This window comes from Methylomonas lenta, assembly GCF_001644015.1.
Lineage (GTDB): Bacteria > Pseudomonadota > Gammaproteobacteria > Methylococcales > Methylomonadaceae > Methylomonas > Methylomonas lenta.
This window is the reverse complement of sequence record NZ_LUUI01000096.1, coordinates 14,643-33,933: the sequence shown is the minus strand read 5'-3', so window position 1 is coordinate 33,933 and position 19,291 is coordinate 14,643. Positions and strand designations below refer to the sequence as shown.

At 46.5% G+C, this 19,291-nt stretch carries 13 protein-coding genes; 11 read left to right on the top strand and 2 right to left on the bottom strand.

Going from position 1 to position 19,291, the window contains the following annotated elements; genetic code table 11:
* The first annotated feature begins 15 nt into the window (after window positions 1-15).
* From zwf to gnd, 7 genes are all read left to right on the top strand, one after another.
* A complete protein-coding gene (gene zwf, locus A1359_RS09315; RefSeq protein ID WP_066981423.1) occupies window positions 16-1,485 on the top strand; it encodes a glucose-6-phosphate dehydrogenase in 1,470 nt (489 codons plus the stop codon).
* Between the two features lie 31 nt (window positions 1,486-1,516).
* A complete protein-coding gene (pgl, locus tag A1359_RS09310) occupies window positions 1,517-2,227 on the top strand; it encodes a 6-phosphogluconolactonase (protein WP_066981420.1) in 711 nt (236 codons plus the stop codon).
* A 126-nt stretch (window positions 2,228-2,353) separates the two neighbouring features.
* The gene (locus tag A1359_RS09305; RefSeq protein WP_066981418.1) at window positions 2,354-3,709 is read left to right on the top strand and encodes an OpgC family protein; all 1,356 of its coding nucleotides are present in this window, start codon (window positions 2,354-2,356) and stop codon (window positions 3,707-3,709) included.
* Window positions 3,710-3,755: 46 nt separating this feature from the next.
* Complete coding sequence (edd, locus tag A1359_RS09300) at window positions 3,756-5,576, top strand: phosphogluconate dehydratase (RefSeq protein ID WP_066981414.1); 1,821 nt, start codon at window positions 3,756-3,758, stop codon at window positions 5,574-5,576.
* A gap of 122 nt (window positions 5,577-5,698) precedes the next feature.
* On the top strand, window positions 5,699-6,328 hold the full coding sequence (locus tag A1359_RS09295) for a bifunctional 4-hydroxy-2-oxoglutarate aldolase/2-dehydro-3-deoxy-phosphogluconate aldolase (protein ID WP_066981411.1): 630 nt from the start codon (window positions 5,699-5,701) through the stop codon (window positions 6,326-6,328).
* A gap of 248 nt (window positions 6,329-6,576) precedes the next feature.
* A complete protein-coding gene (locus tag A1359_RS09290) occupies window positions 6,577-7,155 on the top strand; it encodes a cytochrome b (RefSeq protein ID WP_066981408.1) in 579 nt (192 codons plus the stop codon).
* Window positions 7,156-7,373: 218 nt separating this feature from the next.
* Entirely contained in the window at window positions 7,374-8,819 is a 1,446-nt protein-coding gene (gene gnd / locus A1359_RS09285) for a decarboxylating NADP(+)-dependent phosphogluconate dehydrogenase (protein WP_066981405.1), read from the top strand.
* A 67-nt stretch (window positions 8,820-8,886) separates the two neighbouring features.
* Here the strand turns inward: gnd and A1359_RS09280 are convergent, their stop codons facing one another.
* Both A1359_RS09280 and A1359_RS09275 read right to left on the bottom strand, forming a co-directional pair.
* Complete coding sequence (locus tag A1359_RS09280; protein ID WP_232322169.1) at window positions 8,887-9,336, bottom strand: Dabb family protein; 450 nt, start codon at window positions 9,334-9,336, stop codon at window positions 8,887-8,889.
* Window positions 9,333-9,896, bottom strand: a complete 564-nt coding sequence (locus tag A1359_RS09275) for a thioredoxin family protein (RefSeq protein ID WP_066981402.1) — start codon at window positions 9,894-9,896, stop codon at window positions 9,333-9,335. The genes A1359_RS09280 and A1359_RS09275 overlap by 4 nt, the downstream gene beginning before the upstream one ends.
* A 121-nt stretch (window positions 9,897-10,017) precedes the next feature.
* On the opposite strand from A1359_RS09275, the gene A1359_RS09270 reads away from it, so the two are divergent.
* The 4 genes from A1359_RS09270 (at window position 10,018) to lexA (ending at window position 19,265) form a co-directional block, all read left to right on the top strand.
* A complete protein-coding gene (locus tag A1359_RS09270) occupies window positions 10,018-15,219 on the top strand; it encodes an ATP-binding sensor histidine kinase (RefSeq protein WP_066981399.1) in 5,202 nt (1,733 codons plus the stop codon).
* A 69-nt stretch (window positions 15,220-15,288) separates the two neighbouring features.
* Window positions 15,289-15,990, top strand: a complete 702-nt coding sequence (locus tag A1359_RS09265) for a response regulator (protein WP_066981396.1) — start codon at window positions 15,289-15,291, stop codon at window positions 15,988-15,990.
* Window positions 15,991-16,007: 17 nt separating this feature from the next.
* The gene (locus tag A1359_RS09260; protein WP_066981393.1) at window positions 16,008-18,383 is read left to right on the top strand and encodes a sensor domain-containing protein; all 2,376 of its coding nucleotides are present in this window, start codon (window positions 16,008-16,010) and stop codon (window positions 18,381-18,383) included.
* Between the two features lie 249 nt (window positions 18,384-18,632).
* A complete protein-coding gene (lexA, locus tag A1359_RS09255; RefSeq protein ID WP_066981390.1) occupies window positions 18,633-19,265 on the top strand; it encodes a transcriptional repressor LexA in 633 nt (210 codons plus the stop codon).
* Window positions 19,266-19,291: the final 26 nt, after the last annotated feature.

Sequence of the window (19,291 nt, the reverse complement as noted above, 5' to 3'; positions counted from 1 at the left end):
GCCTCGTAAAATAACATGACAAGAAACGACTATTTCAAACCCTGCGACCTGGTGATTTACGGGGCACTGGGAGATCTATCAAAGCGCAAGCTACTGATTTCGTTATATCGTTTGGAAAAACACGATCTTCTCGAAGCAGACACTCGCATCATCGGCGTCGATCGCCTGGACGAAACCAGCACCAGCTTCATTGAAATCGCCCAGCAAAGTTTACAAGCATTTTTGAACCATGAAATCGACCAAAACATTTGGCAACGCTTTTCTCAGCGCTTGTCGTACTTAAAAATCGACCTAACTCAACCCGAGCAATACCATCTATTGCATAGCGTAGTGGACGCCAGCAGCCGGGTTATGGTCAACTACTTTGCCGTATCACCCTTTCTGTTCAAAAATATCTGCAAAGGTCTGCAAAGCTGCGGTATTTTAAATGCCGAGTCTCGCATGGTGATGGAAAAACCTATCGGTTACGACCTGAAATCCTCCAAAGAGATTAATGATGTAGTGGCTGATGTTTTCCATGAAGATCAAGTTTATCGCATTGATCACTACCTGGGTAAGGAAACAGTGTTAAACCTGCTGGCCTTACGTTTTGCGAATTCGCTTTTCTACACCAGCTGGAATCACAACACGATCGACCATATCCAGATTACTGTGGGCGAAGACATTGGCATCGAAGGTCGCTGGGACTATTTCGATAAAACCGGTCAATTACGTGACATGTTGCAAAACCATTTGTTGCAAATTCTGACTTTCGTCACCATGGAACCACCTGCCGATTTGTCAGCTGAAAGCATACACATGGAGAAAATCAAGCTACTGAAAGCGCTGCGTCCCATCACATATTTAAATGTTGAAGAAAAAACCGTGCGTGGCCAATATACCGCCGGCTATATCAAAGGCCAATCGGTACCCGGCTATCTGGAAGAAGAAGGCGCTAACACCAATAGCACCACAGAAAGCTTTGTCGCCATTCGAGTAGATATCGACAACTGGCGTTGGTCCGGCGTACCGGTTTATATGCGTAGCGGCAAACGCATGCCAAATAAACGCACCGAGATTGTGATTAATTTCAAGAATTTACCGCACAACATCTTTAAAGACAGCTTTCATGAACTACCCGCTAATAAGCTGGTCATTCACTTACAACCCAATGAAGGCGTGGATGTGATGGTTTTAAACAAGATTCCAGGCATTGATGGGCTGATAAAATTACAGCAAACCAAGCTGGACTTGAGTTTTTCTGAAACTTTTAAGAAAAGTCGTATCTTTGGTGGCTATGAAAAACTAATTCTTGAGGCACTGCGAGGCAACAACACTCTATTTTTAAGTCGCGAGGAAATCGAACAAGCCTGGACCTGGGTAGATTCTATTCAAGAGGCCTGGCAACACAACCACACTCCCCCTAAACCTTACCCGGCCGGCAATTGGGGCCCAGTAGCGTCAGTTGCATTACTGGCACGCGATGGGCGTGCTTGGGAAGAATGAAACCACCATCCTTATTGAGAGAATAACAACTATGGTTAAAGAATTCTTTTTTGAACAGCGTCATCACCTTTTCACCGCATTAGTTGCCGAGTGTCAGGATGTATTATCAGAAGCTATCAGCAAACAGGGTACCGCCACTCTACTGGTCTCCGGTGGCAGTACACCCGCGCCTTTATACGAAGCATTATCCAAAAGCGAATTGAATTGGAAAAAAGTCAAGGTTGCCCTGGTTGATGAGCGCTGGGTGGATAAAAGCCACACGGCCAGCAACGAAGCATTGATCGAGCAAAACTTATTGATTAACAATGCAAAAGCCGCCACATTTATCGGCATGAAAACACCGGCAAAAACGGCCGCTGCCGGACAAAGCGAAACAGAAGCCAACTATCTTAAATTGCACCAACCCTTTAGCCTGGCCATTGTCGGCATGGGTCCGGATGGACACACAGCGTCTTTGTTTCCAAATGCCAAGGGATTGGCTGAAGCCTTGCGGATTGACAATAAAAATCTGACCGCCGCAATTACCGCCAAGAAAAGCGAAGTAACAGGTCCAAACACAGATCGTCTCACCATGACGGTGTCCGGATTGCTAAAAACCGACCGCATCATCATTCTGTTTACCGGTGAAGATAAACTGGACGTATTTAGCCTGGCGCAAAAACCCGGCCCCGTCGAAGACATGCCCATACGCGTACTACTACAACAGGAGCAAGTACCTGTAGAACTGTATTGGGCGCCTTAAAAGTGCTTAGCAATCTGCAGAATGGCGTTTTTTATCTGTTCGCAGCCGGCAATATTGACGACACTTCAGCCTCTTTTAAGCTGTAGCTATCAGACTGTACACTTTATTTATTAACCAGGGCGCCTTATGAAATCCGACATCCGCTCCGCATCACCTCGTAATTTGCAGCTGGATTTCTTCCGCGGCTTGGCATTGATGGTAATTTTCATCAACCACATGCCATCCAACCCTTGGTTTGCCTATACGCCCTCGCGCCTTGGACCCAGCGACGCAGCCGAAACCTTTGTTTTTTTATCCGGTTTTGCTGCTGCGATTGCATTTGGACGCAGCTTCAAACAGGCGGGTATCGGTCTCGGCTCGGTACGTGTTTTGTTTCGCTGCGGTCAGATTTATGTCGCTCATCTGGCCTTATTTATCTTAATGGCCACCTTATTCATTGCTATGACTTCCCAAGGGTTTGTCAGCGCCCAATGGCAACTTGATAACCTAAGTTACTTTTTCGACCATACCCAAGATGCGCTAATCGAACTGGTCAGTCTTAAATACGTGCCCAATTTTATTGATATCCTCCCCATGTATTTATTGATCATGTTGTGGCTACCAATGGTATGGGCCTTGTCACGTATCCATGTTTTTTTAGCGCTGGCATTTTCGATAACACTGTACATTGCTGCGGGTTATTTTGGCTGGGAACTCACCGCAGATCCTCTCACAGGCCGTCCCTGGTACTTCAATCCATTTTGCTGGCAATTGGTATTTTTCACTGGCTTTGCTTTCAGCAGTGGCTGGCTACCCATTCCGCAGTTTCACCGTGGCTTAATGTGGGCATGTATTTTTTATGTAGTGTTTTGTTACCCGCTGGAAAATGCATTCGGTTATCAACGTTTACCCTGGTTTGCTACTTGGCGGGATGACTGGGCGCCATTACTCGATAAAAGCCACGTTGGCTTAATGCGATTTATACACTTTCTGGCTATGACTTATTTGGTCACTAACTTTATGCGTAGTCGTCAGCATTGGTTACAGTTCGGCCTGGCACACAAAGTTATTTCTATGGGTCAGCAATCTTTACCGATCTTCATGTTCGGTACCTGCCTATCATTTGCCGGCGGCATGTTATTAGATGGCCGTCAAGCTGACCTTTTCGATAGCGCCTGGGTCAATATCGCTGGACTGGGTTTAATGCTGATCATGGCACAATTACTGAACTGGCTAGACCAAAAACCCTGGAAAAACGTGAATACAAATCCAAACCTTAGCTTCACTTATAACTGGTCAAATCAAGCCATGCTTGCCTTTAGTTTGCTTTTTATAACGATCACTCCTTTGCTTTTTATTAATAAACAATCTACCGAGATCAGCATAACAGACACAACCACAGCTGAACTGACGATCTCACAGCCCAACGATACACTTATCAATACTGAAGAGGTAGCCTTCCAGTCACCAGAAACCAACCTGGAATTAGCTGATACACTCTGATAACTTTCAAATTGCCCGCAATAGCAACCACCTGGAGATAGGCTTAATGCACCCCATAGTCGAAAAAATCACGCAACAAATCACCGAGCGTAGCCAGGTAACCCGTAATGCTTATCTGGCTCGTATTGATGCAGCCATTACTAATGGGCCGCAGCGCACCAACCTGCCTTGTGGAAATTTGGCACATGGTTTTTCTGTATGTTCAGCAACTGAAAAAGATGCGCTATCTCACGCTGTAAAAGCTAACGTCGGCATCATTTCTGCCTATAACGACATGCTTTCGGCTCACGAACCCTATCAACATTACCCCGAACTGATTAAACAGGCTGTGCGTGAAGATGGTGGCGTAGCCCAATTCGCTGGCGCTGTTCCCGCCATGTGCGACGGCCTGACTCAAGGTATGCCTGGCATGGAAATGTCTTTATTCAGTCGCGACGTCATCGCTTTGTCTACTGCGATTGGCTTGAGTCATAACATGTTCGACGCAGCCTTATATTTGGGTGTTTGTGACAAAATTGTTCCCGGTCTTTTGATCGGCGCCTTAAGCTTTGGACATTTACCGGCAGTCTTCGTACCAGCCGGCCCGATGACCACAGGTTTATCAAACAAGGAAAAATCCCGTGCCCGGCAAAAATTTGCCGAAGGCAAAATCACTGAAAAAGAACTGTTAGAATTCGAATCCAAGTCTTATCACAGCCCTGGTACCTGTACTTTCTACGGCACTGCCAATAGCAACCAAATGATGGTTGAAATCATGGGTTTACATTTGCCTGGCAGCTCATTCGTCAATCCTTACACCCCGTTGCGCGACGAACTAACCAAAGCAGCCGCTAAACAGGTATTAAAATTCACTGCCCTAGGTAACGATTACCGCCCAATTGCACATGCCATCAACGAAAAAGCCATCGTCAATGCCATCATAGGCTTGCTAGCAACCGGCGGTTCAACAAATCACACCATACACTTGACCGCCATAGCCCGAGCTGCCGGCATTATTATCAATTGGGACGACTTCGATAACCTATCCAAAGTAATCCCGCTATTGACCAAGATCTACCCTAACGGTCCGGCAGACGTCAATCAATTCCAGGCAGCAGGTGGCATGAGTCTGTTGATCAGAGAACTGCTGGAACATGGGTTGTTGCACGGCGACATTCTGACCGTCGGCGACGAACGCGGCATGGCCCAATACAGCCAAGTACCCACATTGCAAGACGGTCAATTGCGTTGGGAACAAGGACCGACCAGCACTTTGGATGCTGATGTAATCGCCAGCGTTGAAAAACCATTCGCCACTGGTGGTGGCTTGCATGTCATGCACGGCAACCTGGGGCGCGGCGTGTCCAAAGTTTCAGCCGTGGCCGAGAAACACCAAGTGGTGACAGCTCCTGCCATGGTATTCGACGACCAACTAGATGTGGTGGCGGCTTTCAAGCGCGGCGAAATGGAAAAAGATGTCATCGTAGTGTTACGCTTTCAAGGCCCCAAAGCGAATGGCATGCCGGAATTACATAAATTGACGCCTATCATGGGTTTATTGCAAGATAAAGGCTTTCATGTAGCGCTGATTACCGATGGCCGCATGTCCGGCGCATCCGGCAAAGTACCGTCCGCCATTCATATGTGGCCTGAATGCATCGATGGTGGTCCACTAGCTAAAGTCCATGACGGCGACATCATCACCTTGAACACCCAAACAGGTGAAGTCAACGTGCAAGTGGATGAAGCCGAATTTGCAGCCCGCATCGCCGAGCCAAACCATGCCACCGGCCATCACTTCGGTATGGGACGTGAACTATTTGGTGCGATGCGTGCACAGGCTTCCACGGCTGAAACCGGTGCCACCAATTTGTTTTTCGTGGATTAAAGACTAAAAAATGTAAATCGGGTTAACGTAGCGTAGCCCGACATCACACCTTCAATACTTTGGGTTAGGCTACGCTGTTGTGCCCATTAGGCAAACCCAATCGACGTTATCGAGATTTAAATATGAGCGTATCAATCAAAGAAGTCATGACCACCTCACCTGTGATGCCGGTCATGGTCATTAATCAAATAGAACATGCTGTTCCCTTGGCGCGCGCACTGGTCGAAGGTGGCTTGAAAGTATTGGAAATCACTTTGCGCACCTCGGTAGCCCTGGAGTGTATTCGCCGCATCAAAGCCGAAGTACCGGATGCCATCGTCGGCGCCGGCACTATTATTAACACCCAAACCTTACATCAAGCGATCGATGCCGGCGCACAATTCATTGTCAGCCCCGGTATTACCGATAGCTTACTGGATGCGTCTTTAACCTGCGGCGTACCGGTTTTACCCGGGGTTATCACACCCAGCGAAGTCATGCGTTTATTGGAAAAAGGCATCACGGCCATGAAATTCTTCCCTGCAGAAGCTGCCGGCGGTATTCCTATGCTGAAATCCATCGGCGGTCCACTGCCACAAATCATGTTCTGCCCTACTGGTGGGGTAAACTTGAATAATGCCACTGATTATCTCGCCTTGAGCAATGTTGCTTGTGTCGGTGGCTCTTGGATGGCACCAGCCGACTTGGTGGATGCCGAAAATTGGGCAGAAATTACTCGTCGTGCTGTTGAGGCAACGGCATTGCGAAAATAAATTACTTGCAAAGCCTAGTTAGATGAATTCACGTGACACTTCAGTGTCACGTTCTTCGAAAAATCCAAGAACGCATTCTCGATCCCTGACCTGACGCTACACCTACCTTAAAAAACCAGATGGATGTGACGAATGCAGATATTAACCAAACACTCATGCAAAGCGTTATAACATTGCCTAAACTAAGCTTTAAACGACAATTCGTTTCGACTCGTCCATTCCAAACTTAGTATTAAGGAGGATTATAAATGATCCAGAAAAACACACCCGAGCACTACAGTACATCCTCTATTGCCCTGCATTGGCTAATGTTTGCCTTAATTGCCTCTGCTTATGCCTTTATCGAACTACGCGAACTATTCCCTAAAGATAGCGATCCGCGTGAGACAATGAAAGCCCTACATTTCATGTTAGGTTTATCGGTATTACTGCTGGTTTTACCGCGGCTGGTTTTACGTTTTCAAGGTACAACACCCTCCATCAATCCTGAACCACCTGCTTGGCAACATTCGGTGGCAAGAATTGCTCATTTGACCCTCTATCTGTTTATGGTTGTCATGCCATTGCTTGGCTGGCTGATGTTGAGTGCAGCTGGCAAACCCATTCCATTTTTCGGTTTGCAGTTGCCGGCATTAATCGCTGAAGATAAAGAGCTGGCTAAATTCATCAAGGAAATCCATGTAACCATCGGTGAAATCGGTTATTACCTGATTGGGTTGCACGTCTTGGCCGCGCTAAATCACCATTTCTTCCAGCGCGATACCACTCTGCTTAACATGTTGCCCGCCTCATTAGCTTATCGCTTCAAGCCTACGCAACCCTCTTAATGGTTGTGGTTGCCCTCGAAACGCAAGCAATTTATTCCCGGTCTTAGAATAGCATACCAGCCTATAAACCTTGGTTTATAGGCCCAAATAGAAATTGATACGCAAAAGATTTAATCAACGGTAATTTTTGCGAAAACCTTAAGCTGGATGTAGCAGCCCAGAATCCCGTTTACTCGTGTTAAAATTTCGATTACACACAACGATCACAGTAGGCAATCATGAAAGCAAACATTGGTTTAATCGGTCTGGCCGTCATGGGTCAAAATCTGGTTTTGAACATGAACGACCACGGTTTTAAAGTAGCGGTGTATAACCGCACCACTAGCAAAGTCGATGAATTCCTGGAAGGACCTGCTAAAGATACTCAAGTAGTCGGCACCCATTCTTTACAAGCACTGGTAGACAGTCTGGAAGCGCCGCGCAAAGTCATGCTGATGGTGAAAGCCGGTTCGGTAGTCGATCAATACATAGAAGATTTGCTGCCGCTGTTATCGCAGGGCGACATCATCATCGATGGCGGTAACTCACTATTTACCGACACTAATCGCCGCACCCAGTATTTGCAGGAAAAAGGCCTGCTGTATATCGGTACTGGCGTATCGGGCGGCGAAGAAGGCGCTAGAAACGGGCCGTCGATTATGCCCGGCGGCAACAAGGCGGCTTGGCCGGCTGTCAAACCTATCTTCCAGGCCATCAGCGCCCATGTCGGCGACGATCCTTGCTGCGAATGGGTGGGTGATAATGGCGCCGGCCACTATGTAAAAATGGTGCATAACGGCATCGAATACGGCGACATGCAATTGATTTGCGAAGCCTACCAGTTATTGTCGGAAGGCCTGGGTTTGAGCACCGATGAAATGCAGGCCATTTTCGCCGAATGGAACCAAGGCGAACTGAGTTCTTACCTGATTGAGATCACCGCCAATATCCTGGCTTACAAGGAAGATAACGGCCAACCGTTGCTAAACAGCATTCTGGATACAGCCGGCCAAAAAGGCACCGGCAAATGGACCGGCATCAATGCGTTGGATTTGGGTATTCCGCTGACACTGATCGGCGAATCGGTATTTGCCCGCTGCCTATCTGCGCAAAAAGACGAACGCGTCAGAGCCGCTAAAGTATTGCCAAAACCCACGGCAAATTTCAGTGGCGACAAAGTGACCATGATCGAGGCCATTCGCCAGGCTTTGTACGCATCAAAAATCATTTCCTATGCCCAAGGTTTCCGTTTGATGCGCGAAGCTGCCAAGGAATACAATTTGGCGTTGAATTATGGTGACATTGCGTTGATGTGGCGCGGCGGTTGTATCATCCGCAGCCAATTCTTGAATGACATCAAACAGGCTTACACACAAAACCCGGAGCTGGAAAATCTGTTATTGGCCGATTTCTTTATCGATGCGATGAAGCAAGCCGAAGCAGGCTGGCGGCAGGCGGTGATTCTGGGCATACAACTAGGCATCCCTACCCCGGCTTTCTCGTCGGCCTTGGCCTATTTCGACGGCTATCGCACCGAACGCTTACCGGCTAACTTGCTACAAGCACAACGGGATTATTTCGGCGCCCATTCATACGAACGCACCGACAAGCCCAGAGGCGAATTTTTCCACACCGACTGGACTGGTCACGGTGGTAAAACTGCGTCATCTACCTATACGGTTTAATAGCTAATCTTACGCCACCCATGCTGTGTGTGGGTGGCGTACCAAGGGCACGACTCTACACAACCCATCACTCAACAAATTCATACACTTTGTATTTATCCACCAATGGCCGCAACACCTGTTGCGCAATCCGGCCATATTCCGGATTCTTCAAAAACATTTCAAAAGCTTGCGGACTTTCAAATACACTGGCGACAGCTACATCATAAGATTCATCCAATGCTGCGCTGGTATGCCGACGTTTAATGCTGGCCGGGGTGCCGACATCGTAAGCCAATACCCCGGGCAATCTGGCTAACGGCTTACTCTGTTCGATGTAACGTTGCCTGACATCAGCATCACCAGACTGCTTCAACCAAATAACTACGACATGATGCAATCGATGCCCTGTGGCGTAATCAATCTTCTTGTATTCATTTTCAGTCGATGCACAAGCAGTTAATAACCCAAACAACAGCAAACTCAGTAAACACTGATTTAGCCAGTTTGCCTTAAAAAGAATCATCCCATTTTTCATCTGGCCTTCCACTTGATATTACAACCTATGCTGGGGATTTGTTCTGGATTGATAGGTTGCCTGGCTAACAAATTATCCAAGGCATTGCGCAAGTCTTCACCGTTTACAGGCTCATCATTTTTAGGTGTAGAGCTATCCAAGCGACCACGATAGACACAGACTAAATTTGCATCAAACAGATAAATATCCGGCGTGCAAGCGGCCTGATAAGCTTTGGCGACTTGTTGATTTTCATCATACAAATACGCCGCAAATGGATGGCCCCATTCAGTCATCAATTGCTGCATTTTATCCGGCGCATCCTGCGGATAATTTTCGACATCATTGGAACTGATTGCAATCGTCGAAATTCCTAACATGGCATACTGCTGGGCTATCGCGATCAATTGTTGTTTGATATGCAACACATACGGACAATGATTGCAGATAAACATCACAATGGTGCCCTGCTCGCCTTTTAAATCCTGTAAACCAAGCTGCTTACCGCTTTGGGTATCAGGCAAACTAAAATCAGGGGCTATCGTAGCCAAAGGCAACATATTGGAAGGGGTTGCGGCCATAGTTTCTCCTTAGATGCGATCTATAAAGGTTCGATTATAAAACAGTGTTGCAGCTGGTTTTATCTTAAAAACAGATTTACCATGCCAGACAACATCAGATTTCCAAGGCAGGTGTGACGTGATGATAGATACAAATATAAAAACCAATCTGTTGCAAGACGCCCCCCACCTCATCAACTATGTAATCAACGAAAAATTAGGGGAAAGCTTACAGGCTTTGGTTTATAAAGGTTATCACGCCCATGTGCCTGATTACCCAGTCGTCATCAAATGTCTGAAATTACTATCCAGCTGGGAAGATCAATCTCGGCACTTACGGCAAAAAGTTGAACGTTTAAAGGTCTTGCACAACCCCCGCGTCAGCACCCCGTTAGCACTGGAAAGCTGCGACGATCATCATTTTATTGTGCAACCCTGGTTTGCCGGACACACATTAAACCATTGGGCCAATCTGCAAGACACTGTAAAAATAACAGATTTTTTTACTATCGCCTGCGCATTGGCAGAGACATTACAGAGTGTACATGAAGCCGGCATCACGCACGGCGGCATCAAACCGCATAATATTCTGCTGCAAGCTGACAACTTGAATTTGCGCTTAACAGACTTCATCACACCGCTGGATATTCGTGATGTCAGTCACTTTATTTACGACCCGGAGTTCGTTCGAAATACGCTGGCTTATACCTCACCGGAACAAACTGGCCGCATCAATTATCGGGTCGATTTTTCAACCGACTTATATTCATTAGGCATCGTTTTTTTTGAATTATTGACCGGTCGCTTACCGTTTTTTTCCAAAGACCCGCTGGAATTAATTCATTCTCACCTGGCAGAAGAAGCGGAGAAAATTGACAACCTCAACCCCGATATTCCACATACTTTAGCCAATATCATCGCAAAACTGCTGGTCAAGCAACCCGAAAAACGTTATCAAAGTGCGGCAGGACTCTATGCCGATCTTCGACGTTGTCAGGAAGAGTACGATAAAACCGCCAGTATTTCTCACTTCAACATTTGCCAGCATGATCTTAGTCGGCGGGTGATTTTTATTTCCAAAATGGTCGGTCGCCAGACCGAGAGTGAGTTGATTCATCAAGCATATGCGCAGGTCATGCGTGGTCAATTTCGTTCTGTGTTTATTTCCGGCTTGTCCGGCATCGGTAAAACTCGGTTGATTCAGGAATTACAGAAACCGCTGGTGAAAAACCGCGGTTATTTCACCAGCGGCAAATTCGATCAATATCAAAAAAATATTCCCTACAGCTCATTAATACAAGCCCTACGAAATCTGATACGCACCTTTCTCACCGAAAGCAACAATCAGGTCGCCCATTGGCGGCATAAAATTCTGGAGGCCGTGGAAAATAACGGAGGTGTGATTATAGATGTGGTACCGGAACTTGCCTATATCATCGGCCCACAACCGGAACCTCTGCATTTGCCGCCGGTAGAAGCGCGTAACCGCTTTAATAATTTATTCGGTCGCTTTTTGAGCTGTTTGGCTAGTGAAAACAATCCGCTAGTCTTATTTATTGACGATTTGCAATGGTGCGATAGCGCCACCTTCGATTTTCTACAAAACGTATTTGCCAGCCATCAAGAACATCCGTTTTTATTTTTCATGGGTGCCTATCGTCATAATGAAGTCGACAACGCTCATCCGTTAACTAAATTGATTCGAGCGATACAAGAGAATCAAGGCCCGTTGGCAGAGATTCGTTTGGAAGCGCTCAGTGATAATCATTGCCATGAAATGGTGGCTTACATCCTCGATTCGCCACTTGAAACCACTGTCCATCTGGCAAAATTCATTGCCCATTTGACCGAAGGTAACCCTTTATTTGTCAGTGAAAGCTTAGCCTGGCTGTATAACGAAGGCCTACTGAGTACTGATGAAGATCAGCATTGGATCTGGGATATGCAGCGTATCCGCGAGGCCCATATGCCCACCAGCGTAGTGGAATTATTCAGTTCTAAAGTCTGTAAACTACCACTTAAAACATTACATATCCTGAATCACTGTGCCTGCATGGGCAACCGTTTTACGGCTGACGAAGTAGCCTTGGTGATGGGTATACGCATAGAAACCCTATTTGAAGACCTGAAACCGGTGCTTAGCTTAGGTTTACTATTAGAAAACAAAGCCGACTTGCAATTTGTCCACGACCGCGTGCAAGAAGCCGTACTACGCCAGGTCGATATCAAAATCCGTCCTGCCATACATTGGCGTATCGGCAAGCGCTTACTTGACGCGCTTACCGTTAACCATGCTCAGGAAAAGCGGGATACACTGGTCGTTGGGGATACGGAATATCAATGTGCCGTTAAGCATAGTTTCGATCCGGAAAACCTGGACAATCTGTTCACAATAGCGACTCATCTCAATCAAGGTCGATCGGTCACACTGGATAGTGAAACCACATACTGGCTGGCGGATATTAATTTTCATGCCGGTAACAAGGCATTGAACGCCTTGGCGGGCGAAGCGGCCAATGAATTCTTCCTGCAAGCCCATCAGTATTTGCCAGCCAATGGCTGGGAAGCTGCCTACCCACTCACTTTCAGAATTCATCAGCGGCTGGCAAAAACTGAGTTGATGTGCGGTCATTATGAACGCTCGGAAAACCTGCTGAATAATCTGATCGAACACGCCATCAGTGACCTGGATAAAGCTGAAGCACTTGCAGAGCAAACCACTTCCTTGTCGTCGTTTGGCAATTTTAACCAAGCCATCCTGACGGCTAATCGCGGTCTGGCCTATTTTAATAAGTCCATCCCTGATAATGCTGACCAAGCCAGACAGCGCCTGATTGGATTGATGGCAAAAATTCAGGCAAAAGGCGATGTTTGGCGCATCATTTTAAACATGCCGTTTACCCAAGAACGTCAAAGCAAAATCGAATTGGCCATTTACAGTGAACTGATTCCCGATTTATACATGTCCGGCCTGGTACCGCAATTGTACTTGTCAGCCGCCCAATCGACCTTGCACTGTCTGGAAGGTGGCATGGACGAGTCGGTGATTTACTCGTTTTCCATTATGGGTTTGAATCTAGGCGAGCAAGGCCAATTCGAGCTGGCATTTAAGTATCAGGATTTAGCCCATGACCTGTGCGCTAAATACCCCAATACCTTTGGCACTACGCGAGGCATGAACGGCATCGTCTGGTGCAATATGCATTCCCGTAGTCACCCTGCAGATATCATTGATTACGCCCAAAAAGGTATTCAATGCGGCAAAAACTGTGGCGATTTGTATAACGCCGGCTTGTGTTATGGCCCATTAATGTGGAATTTAGTAGCACAAAGCGCAAACCTGCGCCTGATAGAAGAAGCTGCCGAAGAATGTTTACAATTTTCCCGTAAAAATCAGTTATCGTTTTCTGTCGGCTTGGCCGAAGCGGTACAGGCTGGCTGGATATTACCCATGAAGCCTGACTATCATCCGGTGGATATGCAGCCAACCCTTGCACGTTGGGCCAAGGATAATTATGTATCTGCCTCCGGGAGTTATTTTGCTTTGCTAGGCTTTGCTCAGTATTTCCTTGGAGATTATTCTGCAGCTGCCCAGTCCTTGCAAAAAGTTGATGAATACTTACATGGGCTAACTGACAATGTACTAAAACGCTTGTGGTATGTGTTTAAAATTCTCAACCATTTGCGCCTATTTCCTCAAGTAGGCTGGACGGAAATTGCACCAGAAATTAACAACTTACTGGAAAAACTGGAAGTCTGGGCAACATTGGGCCCACTACTGCAACCTTATGTCGCTCTCATCCACGCCGAAATAGCACTCTATCAAGCTCAATATCGTGAAGCGCGCAACCTCTATCTGGACGCTATCGCCTTATCTGTAGCGCAAAATTACGGCTTGTTGAGTGGTCATCTCTATGAATGCCTGGCCAATCTCTTAAGCGAGCATAAGCTCGGTAATGCCGAGCTTTATTTTCATGAAGCCCGCCGCCACTATCGCCTCTGTAGGGCCGATGCTAAAAACCATTTATTACAACAGCGACACCCCTATATTGATATGGATACCGCTGCACGAAAAGCGCAAGTAAAGAATGTACCAGCTACCCTGCCTAGTCTGGACATCAATTATTTAATGAAATCAGCCTTGGCGCTTTCTGCTGAAATTGACCTCAACCAATTGATGCAAAAAATCATGGCCGTGGTACTGGAAAGCTCAGCAGCACAGCATGGTTACTTATTGATAAAACAAGGCGATGATTTGATGATTACCGCCGAACAACATATTGGCAAAAAACAATCAATCGCCAAACAGGCCTACCCGCTAAGCCAAGATCGAAGTATTTGTCGGGCTATTATTAACTATGTACTGCATACGCAGGAAAAAGTGGTATTACGTGATGCGATGCACGAAGGCGATTTTCAGAATGCCCCGGAAGTGCAAAGCTTGAATTTACGCTCGGTGTTATGCCTGCCCATCATCAAACAAACCAAATTTGTCGGGCTAGTTTATTTGGAAAACCGCTTGTCTGAAGCTGTATTTAGCGCGGAAAAAATCAGTATGACCGAATTATTGACTGCGCAGGCCGCCATTTCATTAGAAAACGCCAATTTGCTGGAACAAACGCGTCAAGCCTATTTGCAGTTACAAGAAAATCAAGAGCATATGCTGCAAATGGAAAAACTCTCTGCTATGGGTACTTTAGTTGGCGGAGTGGCACATGAAATCAATAATCCACTGATGGGGGTAATGAATTTTGTCGAATTTGTCGCCGAGCGCACCGAAGATGCCAAATCCAAGGACGTGCTTAATCAGGCTTTGGTACATATTCAGCGGATTAAAAAAATCGTTACCAACATGCTGGTGTTCATTCGCACCCAATCCTCACCAACCGGTCATAGCTCTTTTGCTGAAGTGTTGAAGCAGACGCTGATGCTACTGGAAGCTGAGTTGCGTAAAGCCAGCATCAAGCTACACATCGATATTCCTGAAGATTTGCCGCAGATTGCCTGTACCCCGGAGAGTTTGCAACAAATACTGGTTAATCTTTTAATTAACGCCCGCGATGCACTACTAGACCGAGCACAGGCACAGATTTCTATCGAAGCCTATAGGTGTGGTGAGCTAATAGAAATAAAGCTATCCGACAATGGCCCCGGTATCAGTCCTGAGATCCAAAACCGAATGTTCGATCCGTTTTTTACCACCAAAGCTCCAGGCAAGGGTACCGGTTTGGGCTTATCAGTAACACGCCGTTTAATTCAAGACTGCGGCGGCACCATCCGAATTGCAAGTCAAGTAGATCATGGATGTCTTATGTTATTAGGTTTCCACATTTATTCTGGCTAATTACAACCACTATCGGCATAATTACTGCTTGATTAGACGGTTATACTTTTGGAATAAGGCACTAAAACTATGTTGAACAAAATTCTGGTAATTGATGACGACCCTGCAGTACGCGGCGCATTCAAACTTATTCTGGAAGAAGAAGGTTACGACGTCAAAGAAGCCGAAGATGGCTTGCAAGGCATCGAAATGGTCAAAATTGAACGCCCCGATCTGGTTTTTTTAGACCTGCGCATGCCAGGCATTGATGGCGTAGAAACTCTGCGACGTCTAAAAGAATATGATGAAAGTTTGCATATCTATATCGTCACCGCCTTTGCCGCCGAATTTATGCATCAACTCAAAGATGCTCACGCAGAAGGTCTTAAATTTGAAATAGCCAGCAAACCCTTGTCAGCCTCGCAGATTAGAAATATTGCCCAGGTTGTGCATGTAGCTAAAGCTCATGAAGAACGCCGCGCCAGCCATCATAAATTAGTATTAACCCTTTATGTAGTTTCGTTAAATTCGGAAACCCGGCGCATGGTCGAGCAAATCAGCGCAGTATTAGCTGGAATCTATGAACCCGGACGCTGGGTATTTGATGTAGTGGAAGTTTTAGGCATGCCGGAAAAAGCCCTGGAAAAAGAAATTTTTGCCACCCCCATGTTGGTGCGAGATATTCCCGAACCCGTATTAAAGCTGTTGGGTGATTTATCTCGTATGTCCTCGGTGATGGCAGCCATTACCACACAAACACACGGCAGCGGTGTGCAAACTGTCATCATTTAACTAACAATTCCGCTGAGATGCCGGATAGCTTAGAAAGACTGAATCTGATATTGAATACCATCACCGATGGTATTCTGGTTGTCGATATTCTTGGCATTGTACTTTATGCCAATCAAGCAGCCATAAAGTTACTCGAACGCAAAGCCATCGTTGGCCAAACGCTGGCGATTCCTATCAGTACCGGCAGTCCCGAACCACAAGACATCAACCTGATTCGCCCGAGTGGTTTTGCTTGGGCGGAAATGCGATCCGTGCCTTTTGAGTGGGAATACACACCCGCCTATGCCATTGTTCTGCATGACATTACCGCCCGCAAACAAGCTGAAATTGCCCTGCAACATAGCGAAGCCCTATTCCAAACGTTGGCCAGGCTTGCGCCGGTAGGCATTTTTAAAACCGACACTCACGGTAAATTTGAATATGTTAATCAACGCTGGTACGACATCAGCGGTATGTCAGCAGATCTAGCGCTTGGCGATGGCTGGGTTGAGGCAATTTTTGCCGACGATAGAGCCCGCGTGTTTCAGGAATGGGATAGAACGACCCAAACACAAACTCCCTTTAACAGCCAATATCGCTTCCAATATAAAAATGGCCCGGTGCATTGGGTGATTGGCCGTGCCACAGCGGAATATGACCAAAACCATGAGTTGCTGGGCTACATTGGCACAATCACAGATATTACCGACATTAAACGTAACGAAGCCCAACTGCGCCAAGCAGCGGCAGTGTTTGAAACCACCCGCGAAGGCGTGATGATTACCGATGCCAACCGCCGCATCCAAAGAGTGAACCGGGCCTTCATAGAAATCACCGGTTATAGCCAAGCAGAATGCCTAGGAAAAACCGCCGCACTGATGCGATCCGGTCGCCACCCCCGCGAGTTTTATGTCGAAATGTGGGCACAAATCAACCTGTACGAACATTGGCAGGGTGAAATCTGGAATCGGCGCAAAAACGGTGAAATTTATCCGGAATTACTCAGCATCAGCACTGTAAAAAATCAAGCGGGTGAAATTTGTAATTACGTTGGCGTGTTTGCCGACATCTCAAAACTAAAAGCATCCGAACAAGAGCTGGAATATTTAGCCCATCACGACCCGCTGACTACTCTACCCAACCGCATGTTATTCATGTCGCGTCTGCAACATAGCATCGACCAGGCGCAACGTCAAAATTGCCAATTAGCGGTATTGATGCTGGATTTAGATCGGTTTAAGGATGTTAACGACAGCTTTGGGCATCTGGCCGGAGATGATTTACTGCAAATGGTTGCCCGGCGTTTAAACTCACGCTTACGGGCCAGCGATACTGTCTGTCGCCTGGGTGGTGATGAATTCGTCGTATTACTAGAAGAACTACCACACCCCGAGTCTGCGGCACGAATTGCTCTCGACATTATTGCTACCATGAATGAAGCATGGTGCCTGTCCACCGGCAATGAAGTCAGGATAGGAGTCAGCATCGGCATTGCTCTGTTCCCGGATCATTCAACAACTGCCGCTGAATTGATTCAACATGCTGATACTGCCATGTATCAAGCCAAAAACGAAGGTCGTAACTGTTTTAAATATTTTTCAGAAAGACTGACTCACGCCGCTCGTGAGCGTATCGAAATCGAATATCGTCTGCGGCTAGGTATAGAAAAAAACCAACTCCGAGTGTACTATCAACCGCAACTGGAAATCGCTACTGGTAAAATCATCGGCGCAGAAGCCTTGGTGCGCTGGCAAACCGACCAGGGTGAACTGATACCACCGGTGCGTTTTATTCCGATCGCAGAAGAAACCGGTCTGATCACTCTAATCGGCAATTGGGTGCTTAAGGAAACCTGTCGCCAAGGCAAACAATGGCTGGATGCCGGTCTTCCCGCCTTACGTTTGGCAGTCAATGTGTCTTCTCATCAGCTTATGCATAGTGATCTCTGTGAAGTGGTGAGAACATCCTTAGCAGAAACCGGTTTTCCAGCGCACTCTTTAGAGTTGGAGCTGACTGAAAGTGCATTGATGAAACGTGAAAAAGAAGCCATCGAAATCCTCAACAATTTACATGCGTTGGGCGTCCATCTAGCTATTGATGATTTTGGTACTGGCTATTCATCATTGGCTTACTTAAAACTGTTTCCACTGGATATATTAAAAATTGATAAAAGCTTTATTGATGACATTCCAATGGCTATCGACGATATGGAAATCACCGCCACCATCATCGCCATGGCCAAGACATTGCGTATGAAAGTGATTGCCGAAGGCGTAGAGACGGCAGAACAACTGGCATTTTTAGCTGAACGAAAATGCGACTTCTATCAAGGCTATTACACCAGCAAGCCCCTGCCAGCCAATGAGTTCGAGGACTTCATAAAACAACACCCATCAAGCCCGCTATTATCATAATCCAGCTACAATACCGGCCGTATTGCTTCACCCAATAATCAAACTACCCGCAGTAGCCGCCACACCTCAGGCTAACAACATAAATTCTACCTTTAGAAAAGTGGGTGTTTATTAAATCATTTCAGCATTTAATTGATTATTCCCAAAAGCCTACCATTGAATGTAAATTTGTTCTTTTATTGTTCTTGATACAACATTACAATACCCCTCAAAGAACAAAAAAGAAACCAGACTGACCGAGACCTATTCATGGACGCATTGACCCGTAAACAACACGAGATTATCGATTTTTTATTACAAAATCAGGCTAGCTTTACCCGCCCACCCTCACTGGATCAGCTATGCGCTGCTTTAGGCCTTAAATCACGTGGATCACTACACCGTATCATTCAGGATCTTGTCGGAGCTGGTCTAATTGAAGCCATGGATCGAAAACATCGTGGCGTGCGCCTAACCGAGCAGGCCAAGAAAATCGTCCAACCTAGCAACAATTCCAGTACTTTGCGCTATGTTGGCATCATTGCCGCCGGTAAACCCATCGAAGCAATTGAAAACACAGAATTCATGACGATCCCCGATGAAATCAAGACCGAAAATCCCTGTTATGTACTCAAGGTTAAGGGCGATTCGATGATAGAAGAGGGTATTTATGATGGCGACTGGGTGATCATAGAACAACGTTGTCATGCCCGTAATGGTGAAATTGTGGTAGCACTGGTCGATAAATCCGAAGCCACGTTGAAATTCATCGAGCAATATCCGCACGAAACTTTGTTAATACCCGCTAACTCCAGCATGCAGGCCATGCATTACCAGCCCGCACAAATTGATATTCAGGGTGTGCTAGTGGGACAAATGCGCAGTTACAGAAGTATGGTTTGACTCCAAGCGACCAGGAATCCATCGAC

Bases quoted from the DNA above. Each gene is read 5' to 3' on its own strand.
- zwf (WP_066981423.1), top strand. From the start codon at position 16: ATGACAAGAAACGACTATTTCAAACCCTGCGACCTGGTGATTTACGGG.
- pgl (WP_066981420.1), top strand. From the start codon at position 1,517: ATGGTTAAAGAATTCTTTTTTGAACAGCGTCATCACCTTTTCACCGCA.
- A1359_RS09305 (WP_066981418.1), top strand. From the start codon at position 2,354: ATGAAATCCGACATCCGCTCCGCATCACCTCGTAATTTGCAGCTGGAT.
- edd (WP_066981414.1), top strand. From the start codon at position 3,756: ATGCACCCCATAGTCGAAAAAATCACGCAACAAATCACCGAGCGTAGC.
- A1359_RS09295 (WP_066981411.1), top strand. From the start codon at position 5,699: ATGAGCGTATCAATCAAAGAAGTCATGACCACCTCACCTGTGATGCCG.
- A1359_RS09290 (WP_066981408.1), top strand. From the start codon at position 6,577: ATGATCCAGAAAAACACACCCGAGCACTACAGTACATCCTCTATTGCC.
- gnd (WP_066981405.1), top strand. From the start codon at position 7,374: ATGAAAGCAAACATTGGTTTAATCGGTCTGGCCGTCATGGGTCAAAAT.
- A1359_RS09280 (WP_232322169.1), bottom strand. From the start codon at position 9,336: ATGAAAAATGGGATGATTCTTTTTAAGGCAAACTGGCTAAATCAGTGT.
- A1359_RS09275 (WP_066981402.1), bottom strand. From the start codon at position 9,896: ATGGCCGCAACCCCTTCCAATATGTTGCCTTTGGCTACGATAGCCCCT.
- A1359_RS09270 (WP_066981399.1), top strand. From the start codon at position 10,018: ATGATAGATACAAATATAAAAACCAATCTGTTGCAAGACGCCCCCCAC.
- A1359_RS09265 (WP_066981396.1), top strand. From the start codon at position 15,289: ATGTTGAACAAAATTCTGGTAATTGATGACGACCCTGCAGTACGCGGC.
- A1359_RS09260 (WP_066981393.1), top strand. From the start codon at position 16,008: ATGCCGGATAGCTTAGAAAGACTGAATCTGATATTGAATACCATCACC.
- lexA (WP_066981390.1), top strand. From the start codon at position 18,633: ATGGACGCATTGACCCGTAAACAACACGAGATTATCGATTTTTTATTA.